Raw genomic sequence first — 13,638 nt, forward strand, 5'->3', positions numbered from 1 at the left:
ATGCGGCCTTACCCACCCTGGGGCAGCTCCTGGGCCGGGTTGGCGTCCTCCATGAAGACGGGCCAGCAGGCCAGGTGGCCGAGGCCCAGCTGGAGGAGGATGCCGCCCAGCTCGGCGGGGCCGAAGGCCGGGGGCAGGCCGTGGAGCACCGGCGGCATGATCTGGAGGTAGAGGTCGAGCCAGCGGCCCGTCAGGAGAATGGCGCAGGTGGCCAGCAACACCGTCTCGCTGGTCTTGGCCTTCCGCCCGAGCAGCAGCACGAAGGGCAGGCCGAAGTTCAGGATCAGGTTCAGGTAGAAGAGGGGTATCCAGCGGCCCTGCAGCAGCAGCCGCATGGGGCCCGTCTCCTCGGGCAGGTTGGCGTACCAGATGAGCAGGAACTGGCTGAGGAAGATGTAGGCCCAGAAGCAGCTGAAGGCGAAGAGCAGCTTGCCCAGGTCGTGGTTCTGGGCCTTCGACACCGCCGGGAGCAGCCCCACGCGCCTCAGCACGATGGCGCTGAAGGTGACGATGGCGATGCCCTGGAGGAACATCCCAGAGAAGCCGTAGATGGCCAGGATGGTGCTGGACCACACGGGCTCCAGCGACATCAGCCAGTCGAAGTTGGCCAGGGAGAAGGTGAGCCCGAAGACGAGGATGAAGGGGGCTGCACCCTTCCCCTGGCGGGTGAGCCGGCGCCCCGTCCAGATCCAGGCCGCGAAGAAGAGCGCCACCCGGCCGAAGAAGAAGGGCGGGTTCAACCATCCCAGGCGGCCGTGCAGCGCCTCGTGGGAGGCCGCGTCCGGCCGGGCCCAGGGGTAGAGGGTGGTGGCCCCGAAGGCGAGCAGGAGCATGAGGACCCCCGCCACGGGCAGGAGGGCCGGCATGGCCCGGTGGGCCTTGAGGATGGGATCGCTCCAGCGGGCCCCGGTGATGGACTGGATGGCCAGCAGGAAGAGCCCTCCCAGGCCCACGCAGGCCAGGTTGAAGGCCGTGAGCAGCAGGTTGCCCCAGCCCCGCTCCGCCTGGAGCGCGAGGCCCAGGCCCAGCAGCCCGGCGCCGAGCAGCACGAAGGCCCAGGCGCCGCCCCGCAGGCGCTCGCCGATGTCGGCCAGAGTGGGGATGCCGGACTTGGTGAGGTCCCGGGCGGGAACGGTGAAGGTCTCGCTCATGGCTGGGCTCCCGTGGCTTGGGCGGGCACAGCGGCCGGCTTCGCGGCCTTCTGCAGCTCCCGGATGTAGAGCACCACCTGCCAGCGGTCCTCGCGGCTGAGGAGGTCGCCGTAGCCCTTCATCTTCATGGGGCCGCCGAAGGTGGCAACGTGGAAGATGCGTCCGTCCGGCATGTCCCGCACCACGGGAGAGACGAGCACCGTGGGCGCGAAAGCCCCCCGCGCGACGATCACGCTGCCGTTGTTGTCGCCTTCCCGGCCGTGGCAGGTGGCACAGACCCGCTCGAAGACGAGCTTGCCGCGGTTGAAGCGGGCCTGGGTGGGCTGGTAGGGGTTCTGCAGTTCGCGGCCGGCGCGCTCCGCCTCGGCCTTGCCCGGCCCGAAGGCCAGGGGCGGCTCGCCGCGGCGCGACAGGGTGTCCGGGGGCGGCGCCTGCAGCACCTTCCTGCCGGGCAGCACGCCGCTGGCGTCGAAGGCCTGGGCCGAGAAGGGCGCGCCCATCCCGCCGTCCCAGGCCAGGTTCCGGCGCTGGAAGTCCCGGTTGAGCAGGGGCACCAGGAGCAGGAGGAGGAGGGCCGGGAGGCAGGCCACCAGCAGGGCGCCGACGCCTGCGGGGCGATCCCAGAAGGAGCCGCTGTGCTGGAAGCGATCCTCCACCAGCAGGCCGGATTCAACGGCGCCCAGGCCCGCCAGCTCGCGGGCCACGACGGGGAACTGGATATCGGCGGCCAGCTCCGCCGCGAGGATGAAGCGGTTGTCGTTGGCGCCGGGATGGAGGTCGGGGATGCGGAGGCGGGGGCGCATGCGCGCGACGAGGAAGAAGCTGGCCACCACGCCCAGACCCGCCAACAGCACCGTCAGCTCGAAGGCCACGGGGATGAAGGCGGGGATGGCCAGGAGGGGCTTGCCGCCCATGATCAGGGGATAGTCGACGGCGGAGGTCCAGATCTGGAGGCCCGCGGCGAGGGCGAGGCCCAGGGCGGCGAAGGCCAGGCAGGCGCGGGGCAGCCGCGAGGGGCGCAGGCCCATGGCCTCGTCCATGCCATGCACCGGGAAGGGCGTGTAGGTGTCCAGCACGCGATGTCCGGCGGATCGCAGATGGTTCACCGCGCGGAGGAGCTGCTCCGGGTCCGCGAAGGAGGCCCGGAAGCGGCTGCGATGGAGATGCTCAGTGCTCGACATTCTTCAGCACTCCTTTCACTTCGCTCGCCGCGATCATGGGCAGCACCCGGGTGAACACCAGGAACAGCGTGAAGAAGAGGCCGAAGCTGCCGATGAGGATGGCCACCTCGATGAAGGTGGGCCGGTACGTGGCCCAGCTGGAGGGCAGGTAGTCGCGGTGGAGGCTCGTCACGATGATGACGAAACGCTCGAACCACATGCCGATGTTCACGAAGATGGTGAGGATGAAGATCATCCAGGGGGTGGTTCGCACCTTCTTGAACCAGAAGAACTGGGGCGAGAGCACGTTGCAGCCCACCATGGTCCAGTAGGCCCACTGGTAGGGGCCCAGGGCGCGGTTGAGGAAGACGTAGCGCTCGTAGGGGTTCCCGCTGTACCAGGCCGTGAAGAACTCCGTGGCGTAGGCCATGCCCACGATCATCCCCGTGGCCAGCACCACCTTGGTCATGGCCTCCAGGTGGCGGGTGGTGATGTACTCCTCCAGGCCCATCACCGAGCGGGCGATGATCATGAGGGTGAGCACCATGGCGAAGCCGCTGAACACGGCGCCCGCCACAAAGTAGGGCGGGAAGATCGTCGCGTGCCAGCCGGGAATCACGGAGGTGGCGAAGTCCATGGACACGATGGTGTGCACGGAGACCACCAGGGGCGTGCTGAGGCCCGCCAGCAGCATGTAGACCGTCTCGTAGCGGCTCCAGGTGCGGTTCGAGCCGTTCCAGCCCAGTGAGAAGATGTTGAGGATCGTGCGCTTCAGCTTCGTCTTCGCGCGGTCCCGCTGGGTGGCCAGGTCTGGGATGAGGCCGATGTACCAGAAGGTGAGCGAGATGATGAAGTAGGTGGAGATGGCGACGACGTCCCAGAGCAGCGGGCTCTTGAAGTTCACCCAGAGGGAGCCGCGGGTGTTGGGGTAGGGCGTGGCCCAGAAGGCCAGCCAGGGCCGGCCCATGTGGATGATGGGAAAGGTGCCCGCGCACATGACGGCGAAGAGGGTCATGGCCTCGGCGGCCCGGTTGATGGAGGTGCGCCAGCGCTGGCGGAAGAGGAAGAGAATGGCCGAGATCAGTGTCCCCGCGTGGCCGATGCCCACCCAGAACACGAAGTTCGTGATGTCGAAGGCCCAGCCCACCGTGCGGTTGAGGCCCCAGGTGCCGATGCCCCGGGTGAGGGTCTGGAAGACCGCCCAGGCGCCCAGGGAGAGCATCGAGAGGGTGACGGCCAGGACCAGCCACCAGCGCAGGGGCGGGCGACGCTCCGTGGGCGCGAAGACCTCCTCCGTGACCTGACGGTAGGTCTTGTTCCCGTCGATGAGGGGCAGGTTGTGGCCATAACGCTCGGCCTCGGCGGCCGGGATCCCGTTGGCGGTCAGCACGTCGGCATCATGCGCCATGGTGGCCTCCCTGGTTCGTCTCTGGCGTGATGTTTCGTATCTTGGTCAGGTAGCTCACGGCGGGGCCGATGCCCAGCTCGCCCAGCACCAGGAAGCGCTTGGGATCGCGGAGAACCTGGCTGATGCGGCTGTCCGGATCCTGCATGTCGCCAAAGACGATGGCCTGGGCGGGGCAGCTCTGCATGCAGGCAGGCAGCGCTTCGCCGTCCTTCAGCTCGCGGCCCTCGTTCTTCGCCGTGATCTTGGCTTCCATGAGGCGCTGCACGCAGAAGGAGCACTTCTCCATGACGCCCCGGCTGCGCACGGTGACATCCGGGTTGAAGCCCAGGCGCTCCAGCTCGCTGGCGTGGGGATACTCCCACCAGTTGAAGCGGCGCACCTTGTAGGGGCAGTTGTTGGCGCAGTAGCGGGTGCCCACGCAGCGGTTGTAGACCTGCTGGTTGAGGCCCTCCTCGCTGTGCACCGTGGCCAGCACGGGGCACACGTTCTCGCAGGGGGCCTGGTCGCACTGCTGGCACAGCATGGGCTGGTGCACGACGCCGGGCTCGGCCTCGGAGCCGGTGTAGTAGCGGTCGATGCGCAGCCAGTGCATCTCGCGCTTGCGCCGCACCTCGTCCCGTCCCACCACGGGGATGTTGTTCTCCACCTGGCAGCCCACCACGCAGCCGGAGCAGCCCGTGCAGGCGCTGAGGTCGATGACCATGGCCCAGCGGTGCGCGCCATGGGGATGCTCGCCGTAGACGGAAGGCCCCGGCTGCTCGTGGGGGCGGGCCGACGCGGGGTCGCGCAGGTAGGGCGCCAGGGCCATCTCCCGCACCAGCTCGCGGCCCTCCAGGCTGTGGTGGTCCTGAGTGCAGGCCAGGTCCACGCGACCCTGGCCCCGCCGCACCTGGAGGGGTACGGCCTCGGCGGCCAGGAAGCCTGACGCGAAGGTTCGCCAGGGATAGGCGTTCTTTCCCACACCCAGGCCCGACTTGCCGCCCGCCGTGCGGCCATAGCCCAGGGCCACGGCCATGGTGCGGTCGTCCTGGCCCGGCTGCACGACGACGGGCAGCTCCAGCTCCAGGGCATGGCCCTCGGGCCGCAGGCGCAGCAGGTCGCCCTGCTCCAGGCCAAGCTTTGCCGCCGCAGCGGGCGATACCTGGGCGTAGTTGTCCCAGGTGGCCTTGGTGATGGGATCCGGCAGCTCCTGCAGGAAGGGGAGGTGGGCGTGGCGCCCGTCCCCCAGGCCCACCTTGGCGTAGAGCAGCAGCTCGTAGCCCTCCTTGCGCGCGGCCCGCGGCGCGCCTTCCACGCGGCCCTCGCGGTACCGGGGCGCGGGCCCGGATTCCACCTGCGCGGCGCCCTTCTGCAGCGCCTCGTTCCAGAACGTCTCGAAGTCCCCCACCGCCTTCTGACGGGAGAACACGGCCGCCTTCCAGTGCTCGCGCAGGGCCTGGAGCGCCGGCACCGGCCGTCCGGCCCAGGCACCGAAGCTCTCCACGGCATCACGCGTGGCGAAGAGGGGCTGGAGGAGCGGCTGGGCCAGGGAGACGGCGCCCGCCACGGGCTCCGCGTCCCGCCAGGCCTCCAGCCAGTGGTGGTCCGGGGCCAGGTGGGTGCAGGCGGCGGCGCTCTCGTCCTCGGTCAGGGCCAGGGACACCCGCAGAGGCACCTTGGCGAAGGCGCTGGTGAAGGCCGCGGGCTGCTCGTAGACGGGGTTGCAGCCCAGCAGCACCAGGGCGGCGACCTTGCCTCCGGCCATCTCGCGGACCAGGGCCTCCAGGGTGCGGTCATCCCCCCGCTTCTGGAGGCTGGGGCGGGCCAGATCCACGGTGGTGCCTTCGTGGCCGAGGGCATGGTTGATCCGGGCGACGAGCTCCTGGGCCCGCGGATCATTTAGGCCGCAGAGCAGGAGGCCGTGGCCCCGGTGCGCCTCCAGCTCGTGGGCGATGCCCCGCGCCTTCGCCGCCAGGGCCGTCGGGAGGGCTCCTCCCTCCACGGCAAGGCCCAGGTGCCGGGCCAGGGCCTCCAGGAAAGGCACGGCCTCGGACGGCGCGAGGCGCACCCGCTCGTCGGCGTTGCTGCCTGTGAGCGAGAGGCCGCTCTCCACCTGAATGTGCTTCGACATGGGCCGGGGCTTGTCGGGCCCGCGGCGCTCGGCATAGGCGCGGGTGAAGCCCACGGGATCGATCCAAGTGCCGAGGAAGTCCGCCTCCAGGCCCACGAGGAGGTCCGCCTCCTCCAGGCGGTAGTGCGGGATCATCCGCTGACCGTGGGTGCGCTCGTAGGCGGCGGCCAGGGCCGCAGCGCTGAGGGTGTCCGCCTCCACCAGGCGGCCGTCCTTGAAGGTTCCGAGGAAGCCCTGCGCGGCGGCGCGCAGGGTGGGACTGAGGATCGTGCCCGCCAGCACCCGGACGGCACCACCGGAGGCCCTCAGATCGGCGAAGCGCCGCTGGAGATCCGCGTCCAGCACGGTCCAGTCCACGGCCTTCCCGGCCAGCTTCGGGCCGCGCAGGCGGTCCTCATCGTAGAGGCCCCGGGTCTGGGCCTGGCCGATGGCGCAGAGGCCGCCGCGGCTCACGGGATGATCGGGATTCCCCTCCAGCTTCACGGGGCGGCCGTCGCGGCTGCGGGCCAGCACGCCGCAGCCCGCGGCGCAGCCGCCGCAGGTGGTGGCGTACCACTGGGCCACGCCGGGAGTCAGCCCCTCCCGGGCGTTGAGGTAGGGCATGGCCTTCTCGACCACCTTGCTCTTGCAGCCCAGGGCCAGGCCCGCCGCGAAGCCCAGGCCGGAGAAGCGGAAGAAGTCGCGCCGGCTGATCTGCCGGACGCTCTCGCCCACGGGCAGCTCCTCCTCGAACTCCGCTTTCCGCGACCGGACCATCCCGCGCCGTTCCCCGAGGCTCTTCCAGGTCTTCATGGGATCTCCTCAGTGATGGCAGGCCGAGCAGTCCGTCGGCGCCTGGGCGGGCTTTCCGGCAAGCTGCTGCTTCTGGTTCTCAAGGCGGTGGCAGGCGAGGCACTCGCCCATGGTCAGGGCCATGGCCTGCTCCACGCGCTCCATGCCCTGCACCTCGCCGTGGCAGGACTGGCAGGCCACACCGGCGCGGACATGGCGGCTGTGGGGGAAGGTGACGTGGGCGGGCAGGCGGTGGATGCGGATCCACGCGAAGCCCCGGCCGCTGGCGTAGGCGTCCCGCAGCTTCTGGATCTCCGGGCTGGGGTCCGACTTGCCCATGGGCGTGCCGGCCCGGTCCAGCACGGTCTCGTGGCACTTCATGCAGGTGCTGAGGGGCGGGATGCCCGCGTGGCGGCTGTTCTCCGCCGAGGTGTGGCAGAAGAGGCAGTCCATCTTCAGCTCACCGGCGTGGAGGGCATGCGAATAGGGGATGGGCTGGGCGGGCTTGTAGCCGCTCTGGTCCCCGAGCAGGCGCGTGTCCAGGCTCAGGGCGAAGATCATGAGCGAGGCGCCGAAGGCCACCGCGCCCGTGATGGCGACGGTCCGCATCCTCACCGGAGCCCCTTCCGGTTCCAGATCACCACCTGAGGCCTGCGCCAGTAGTAGAAGATGGGCACCACCAGGAAGTGGACGAGCCGCGTGAAGGGCAGCAGGAGGATGACCAGGAAGCCGCTCAGGAAGTGGAGCTTCACCATCCAGGGCAGGGGCGCGATGAGCTCGGGCCGGGGCGCGAGCTTGAGGAGGCTCCAGAGGTAGGGCGCTGCGTTGGTGGAGAACCAGGCGCTGCCCCAGCGGTAGCGGATGGCCACGTCGATGCCGCTGGCCACCTGGTAGAGCAGCACGGCCAGCAGCACGACATCCAGGGGGCTGGTCACCACCTTCACCCGCCGGTCCGTGAAGCGGCGGACGATGAGGGCCACCACGCCCACCAGGGCCAGCAGCGCCATGGAGAGCCCGGTGATCTCCAGCAGGTAGAGCCGAAGGGGGCGGGCGTTCCAAGCCAGGATGGCCTCGGGCAGGAAGAAGGCGAAGAGGTGCCCTGACAGCACCCAGAGGATGCCCCAGTGCCAGAGGCTGGAACCCCAGAAGAGGGACTCGGTCTCCAGGAACTGGCTGGAGAGGCTGGAATAGCTGAAGGGCCGCCAGGTGAAGCGCAGGATGCTCACCACGATGGCCAGCACCAGGGCCACGTAGGGGAAGCCCACGAAGAGGAAGTTAGTCAGCACAGGACGCCTCCGCCGGTTTGCGATTGACCGTGAAGATGAGGAAGAGGGCCTGGAGCACGTGGTGGTAGGGGCTCTCCCTGAGGGCCGGAATCACCTTCTCCAGGGCCGGCAGGAGGCAGTCGTCCACCAGGTCCATGGCGTCCTGGCGCTCCAGCCGCATGCCCAGATCCAGCAGGTTCGGCAGGTGGTCCGGCAGGTTCCCCCCCTCCTCGAGGCCGTGGGCCTGCAGGTGGTAGCGAATCATGGCCATGAACTGGCCCCGCTGGTAGGTCTCGCCGAAGAGGTGCCAGCCGATGTCCAGCGTGCACTCCGGGGTGAGGTCGAAAGCCCGGGTGTAGAGCTCCTGGAGCTCGCGCAGATCCAGGCCCCGCGCCACCAGGGCGAAGGCCTCCAGGTGCTCCTGGCAGGGGTGGCCCGTGGCCATGGCCGCGTCCGCCAGGGAGCCCGCGAGGGTTTGGGTGCGTTCGTCGGGATAGCGCAGCAGCGCGGCGATGCCGGGAATGATGTGAGTCGGAATGCGCATGATCAGAACCCCCTCTGGGGCGCCTCGCGGAAGCCGAAGCCTGCGGCACCCTTCCGTTCCAGCGGATTGGTGAGCACCTCCACCGCCTGCTCGCGGTGGGAGGCCGGGATGACGAACCGGTCCTCGAAGCTGCACAGGCTGGTGAGGCGGTAGATGGCCTCGGCCTGCTCGGGATCGCAATCCGCCTCACGGAGGCCCGCCAGGGCCACCTTCAGGTCCACGTCGCCCACCTCGGTGGCGCGCTTCCAGGTGCGGATGGCCAGCATCTTCTTCATGGCGTAGCGCACGGGGGCCTCCTGCCCCGCCCCGAAGAGGCTGGCCAGGTACGACATGGGCAGGCGGGCCTGGTCCAGGGGCGCGAAGATCTCCTCGGTCGAGGTGGGGTTGAGGGCCACGCCGTTTTCCATGGAGTAGGTGACGGGGCCCAGGGCCGGCACGTAGAAGAGGCTGGGGAAGGTGCGGTACTCGGGGTGGGGCGCCAGGGCCAGGCCCCAGTCCTTCACGAAGCGGTAGACGGGGCTCTTCCGCGCGGCCTGGAGCACCTGCTCGGTGACGCCGTTCCTCCGGGCGGACTCGATCACCGCCGGGTCATTGGGATCCGCCAGCAGGTCCCGGTGGGCCGTCACCAGCTCGGCGTCCGGGCGCAGGCCCGCGGCCTCGATCTTGTCGGCGTCGTAGAGCAGCACGCCCATGTAGCGGATGCGACCCACGCAGGAGTGGAAGCAGGCGGGCGCCTGGCCCGTCTCCACGCGGGGGTAGCAGAGCAGGCACTTCTCGGACTTGCCCGTGCTCCAGTTGTAGAAGACCTTCTTGTAGGGGCAGGCGGACACGCAGTAGCGCCAGCCGCGGCAGACGTTCTGGTTGATGAGGACGATGCCGTCCTCGCCCCGCTTGTAGATGGCGCCGCTGGGACAGGCCGCGACACAGGCCGGGTTCGCACAGTGGTTGCAGATGCGCGGCAGGTAGAACATCACCAGCGTCTCGATGGAGAGCAGCTGGAGCCGCTGCTCCTCGCTGAGGGCCGCGAGGTTCACATCGTTGCGGGCGTAGAGGGGCGAGCCGCCCAGGTCGTCGTCCCAGTTGGGCCCGGCCTCGATGTCGATGTACTGGCCCGTGACCTTGCTGACGGGGATGGCCGTGGGCTGGTCGTCCTGTTCGGGACCGTTGAAGAGGTCCTCGTAGCGGTAGGTCCAGGGCTCGTAGTACTCGTCCATGGTGGGCAGGGACGGCTGGTGGAAGATCTTCTGGAGGAACTTGCCCTTGGAGGTGAGGCGCAGCTGGAGCTTGCCGTCCTTCACCACCCAGCCGCCCTTGTACTCCTCCTGGTTCTCCCACTGGGTGGGGTAGCCGGTGCCGGGCTTGGTCTCCACGTTGTTCCACCACATGTAGTCGGCGCCCTTGCGGTCCGTCCACACGTTCTTGCAGGCGATGGAGCAGGTGTGGCACCCGATGCACTTGTCCAGGTGGAACACCATCGCCACTTGGGAGCGGATATCCATGACGGTCCTCCTACCAGACCAGCTGGCCGAGCTTGCGGACGTAGACCACCGTTTCGCGGTTCACGCCGGTGGGTCCCCAGTAGTTGAAGTGGTAGGTGAACTGCCCGTAGCCGCCCACCATGAGGTTCGGCTTGAGGCGCGCGCGGGTGAGGCTGTTGTTCATGCCGGCCCGCTTCATGCCCCGCAGGGGGGACTTGGGCACGCTGTAGGTGCGCTCCGTGGCGTGGTACTGGATGCAGGCGCCGCGCGGGATGCGGGCGCTGACGCAGCAGCGCACCACCACCACGCCGTTGTCGTTGTGGATCTCCACCCAGTCGTTGTCCTTGAGGCCGATGGAGGCCGCATCCTCCTCGCTGAGCCAGAGGGGATCCTGGCCCCGCGACAGGGTGGTCATGCGCTCGGTGTCGCCGTAGGTGGAGTGGATGTGCCACTTCCCATGGGGCGTGAGGAAGTTCAGGGCCAGGGTGTTCCCCTCGCGCTTGGAACAGCGCAGGTCGCCGAGCACCTGGGCCGGCGGCGTGGGCTTGTAGGTGGGCAGGTGCTCGCCGAAGGCCAGGTAGCCCTCGTGGTCCAGGTAGCAGTGCTGGCGGCCCGTGAGCGTGCGCCAGGGCACCATGCGCTCCACGTTGTAGGTGAAGGCGGAGTAGGGGCGCTTGTCATCCACCAGGCCGGACCAGCAGGGGCTGTTGATGACGCGGCGGGGCTGGGACAGCAGGTCCTTGAAGGTGCGCCGAACGCCCCGGTAGGGCTCGGCCAGGTCCTTCAGGGGCAGGCCGGTGCGGCCCTCCATGAACTGGTAGGCGCGGTAGGCCAGCTCGCCATTGGTCTCCGGTGCCAGATGCAGCAGCGCATTGGCCGCGTGGAGGTCCTCCTCCAGGCTAGGCCGCTTCTGGCCGCCGACCTCCACGGTGGGGTGGGTCTCCAGCATGCGGTCGTAGATGTCTTCGATGGGGTACTTCACGCCGTGGGCGCCCAGGCCCTGCTCGCGCACCAGGGGGCCCAGCGAGATGAACTTCTCGTGGACCGTCTTGTAGTCCCGCGTGACCACCTTCAGGCCGGGCATGGTCTTGCCGGGGATGGCCTCGCACTCGCCGGCCATCCAGTCGCGGATGTGGGGTTGGGCGATCTCCGCGGGGCTGTCGTGGGTGAGGGGCGAGGAGACGAGGTCCTCGATGGGATCCGGAAGGTGCTTGGCGGCCAGCTCGCTCACCCGCTTGGCCATGTCCTTGAAGATGTCCCAGTCGCTCTTGGATTCCCAGCAGGGCGGCACGGCCGCGGACAGCGGGTTGATGAAGCTGTGCATGTCCGTGGAGTTGAGGTCGGTCTTCTCGTACCAGGTGGCCGTGGGCAGCACGAGGTCGCTGTAGAGGGCCGAGGTGTCCATGCGGAAGTTGATGTCGATGACCAGGTCCATCTTCCCGGTCACGGTGGGCCGCCAGGTCACGTCCTTGAGGGTGCCTTCCGCCACTTCCTCGGCGATGGCATTGCTGTGGGTGCCGAGGTAGTGCTTGAGGAAGAACTCGTGGCCCTTGGCGCTGGTGCCAATGGCATTGCCGCGCCAGATGAACCACACGCGGGGCCAGTTCTCCTGGGCATCGGGGTCCTCCACGGAGAATCGGAGATCCTTCTTCTTGAGGCGCTCCACGGTGCTGGCGATGATGGCGGCCTCGTCCCGGGCGCCGGCCTTGCGCGCGTCGGCCACCACGGCCATGGGATTCTCGTTGTACTGCGGGTAGAAGGGCAGCCAGCCGCTGCGCACGGCGCGGGTCTGCATGTTCATGCAGTGGCCTTCCACCAATGAACTGCCGTCGGGCACGGTGTTGTAGGCCTTGAACTCCCGCTCGTAGCGCCACTGGTCCGAGTTGACGTAGTGCCAGCTGGGTCCGTTCTGCAGGCGGTTCACGGGCACCCAGTCCCGGGCCATGGCGATGGCGGACCAGGAGGCCACGGGCGCCAGCTTCTCCTGGCCCACGTAGTGGGCGAGACCGCCGCCGTTGGTGCCGATGCAGCCGCAGAAGACCAGGGCATGCTGGGCGGCGCGGTAGATGAGGTTGTTGTGGTACCAGTGGTTGATGCCCGCGCCGATGATGACCGTGCACTTGCCCCGGGTGAGCTCCGCGGTGCGGGCCCACTCGCGGGCGAAGCGCAGCACGTTCTCCCGCGACAGGCCCGTGATGCGCTCCTGCCAAGCGGGCGTATAGACGGCGGCCTCGTCGTTGTAATCCTTGGGATAGGCCCCGCCCAGGCCGCGCTCCACGCCGAACTGGGCCATGAGCAGATCGTAGACCGTGGTGACGGTGGCCTCGGTGCCGTCCGCCAGCTTCACGCGCCGCACGGGCACGCCGCGCAGGCAGATGCTCCCGCCCGCGAAGTCATCGAATTCGACCAATGCCACTGCGGTGGGACCGCCCGGTCGCTGCGCTCCCTCTGCGTCCCCCCGCGCCCCCGCGCCTTGGTCGGCGGAGCCGCCCGCAGCACCAAGAAACGTCAACGCCGGCGTGATGGGGCTGTCGTCCTGGCCGTCCTGCAGCAGCAAGTTCCACTGGCCCTGCTTGGTGCCCCAGCGGTGGCCCACGGAGCCCTTGGGCATCTTCGGCGCGCCGCTGCCCTCGTCCCACATGAGGAACTTCCACTCGCCGTGCTCTTCCTCCGCGTACTTCGAGAGGCGTCCCGCGCGCAGCAGCTGGCCGGGTCGGAACCCACCCTCGGCTTCCACCAGCTCGACCAGGAACGGCCCGTCCGTGTAGGTCTTCTGGTAGTCCAGGAAGAAGGGCACCTGCTTCTGATGGTGGAACTCCGTGAGGATCACATGGTTCACCGCCATCCAGAAGGCGCCGTCCTGGCCCTGGTGGACGGGCATCCACTCGTCCGCGTACTTGGCCACCTGGTTGAAGTCGGGGCTGAAAACCACCATCTTCGTGCCGTTGTGGCGGCTCTCGGCGGCGAAGTGGCAGTCGGGCGTGCGGGTCATGTTCAGGTTCGAGCCCATGACCGCCAGGAACTTGGCGTTGTACCAGTCCGCGCTCTCCTGCACGTCCGTCTGCTCGCCCCACATCTCGGGGCTGCTGGGCGGCAGGTCGCAGTACCAGTCGTAGAAGCTGAGGTTGGTGCCGCCCATGAGCTGGATGAACCGCGAGCCCGCGGCGTAGCTCAACATGGACATGGCGGGGATGGGGCTGAAGCCCGCGATGCGGTCGGGCCCGTGGGTCTTGATGGTGTGGATGTTGGCGGCGGCGATGAGCTCGCCCACCTGGTCCCAGGAGGCCCGGCGGAAGCCGCCCTTGCCCCGGGCGCGCTGGTAGCGCGAGCGCTTGTCGGGGTCGTTCTGGATGCTGGCCCAGGCTGCCACGGGATCCTGGTGCCTGCCCTTGGCCTCCTCCCAGAGGTCCATGAGGGCGCCCCTCATGTAGGGGAACTTCACCCGCAGGGGACTGTAGAGGTACCAGCTGAAGCTGATGCCGCGCTGACAGCCGCGCGGTTCGTAGGGCGGCACCTTCTCGTCGAGCAGGGGATAGTCGACGACCTGCATCTCCCAGGTGACGATGCCCTCCTTCACGTAGATGTTCCAGCCGCAGCTCCCCGTGCAGTTCACGCCGTGGGTGCTGCGCACGACCTTGTCGTGGGCCCAGCGGTTCCGGTAGAACTCCTCCCAGGAGCGGGTCTCGGGATCGACGATGTCGGTGATCCAGTGGCTCTGCTTGCGCTCGGTCATGTTTCGTCCTTCTGGCAT

General features: G+C 68.8%; 9 protein-coding genes. All 9 read right to left on the reverse strand.

All coding sequences use genetic code 11. The features are described from left to right. Positions 1–8 precede the first annotated feature (8 nt). From MLE42_RS06965 to MLE42_RS07005, 9 genes are read right to left on the reverse strand one after another with little or no spacing between them, the layout of a single operon-like run. Positions 9–1,151: a hypothetical protein gene (locus MLE42_RS06965; protein ID WP_243287161.1), complete on the reverse strand. Its 1,143-nt coding sequence runs from the start codon at positions 1,149–1,151 to the stop codon at positions 9–11. Continuing rightward, entirely contained in the window at positions 1,148–2,332 is a 1,185-nt protein-coding gene (locus tag MLE42_RS06970; RefSeq protein ID WP_243287162.1) for a quinol:electron acceptor oxidoreductase subunit ActD, read from the reverse strand. Before MLE42_RS06970 ends, MLE42_RS06965 begins: the two co-directional genes overlap by 4 nt. Beyond that, a complete protein-coding gene (gene nrfD, locus MLE42_RS06975) occupies positions 2,319–3,719 on the reverse strand; it encodes an NrfD/PsrC family molybdoenzyme membrane anchor subunit (RefSeq protein WP_243287163.1) in 1,401 nt (466 codons plus the stop codon). Before nrfD ends, MLE42_RS06970 begins: the two co-directional genes overlap by 14 nt. After that, positions 3,709–6,621 (reverse strand): 4Fe-4S dicluster domain-containing protein, encoded by a 2,913-nt coding sequence (locus tag MLE42_RS06980; protein WP_243287164.1) that lies wholly within the window; start codon positions 6,619–6,621, stop codon positions 3,709–3,711. The genes nrfD and MLE42_RS06980 overlap by 11 nt, the downstream gene beginning before the upstream one ends. 9 nt (positions 6,622–6,630) lie before the next feature. Further along, positions 6,631–7,209, reverse strand: a complete 579-nt coding sequence (locus tag MLE42_RS06985) for a cytochrome c3 family protein (RefSeq protein WP_243287165.1) — start codon at positions 7,207–7,209, stop codon at positions 6,631–6,633. Between the two features lie 2 nt (positions 7,210–7,211). Then, positions 7,212–7,886: a respiratory nitrate reductase subunit gamma gene (gene narI, locus MLE42_RS06990; RefSeq protein ID WP_243287166.1), complete on the reverse strand. Its 675-nt coding sequence runs from the start codon at positions 7,884–7,886 to the stop codon at positions 7,212–7,214. After that, positions 7,876–8,409 (reverse strand): nitrate reductase molybdenum cofactor assembly chaperone, encoded by a 534-nt coding sequence (locus MLE42_RS06995; protein ID WP_275975766.1) that lies wholly within the window; start codon positions 8,407–8,409, stop codon positions 7,876–7,878. Before MLE42_RS06995 ends, narI begins: the two co-directional genes overlap by 11 nt. A 2-nt stretch (positions 8,410–8,411) precedes the next feature. Then, the gene (narH, locus tag MLE42_RS07000) at positions 8,412–9,908 is read right to left on the reverse strand and encodes a nitrate reductase subunit beta (RefSeq protein ID WP_275975767.1); all 1,497 of its coding nucleotides are present in this window, start codon (positions 9,906–9,908) and stop codon (positions 8,412–8,414) included. A 10-nt stretch (positions 9,909–9,918) separates the two neighbouring features. After that, a complete protein-coding gene (locus tag MLE42_RS07005; protein ID WP_243287167.1) occupies positions 9,919–13,620 on the reverse strand; it encodes a nitrate reductase subunit alpha in 3,702 nt (1,233 codons plus the stop codon). Positions 13,621–13,638 lie beyond the last annotated feature (18 nt).

Origin of the sequence: Geothrix terrae, assembly GCF_022808775.1 — a bacterium.
GTDB lineage: Bacteria > Acidobacteriota > Holophagae > Holophagales > Holophagaceae > Geothrix > Geothrix terrae.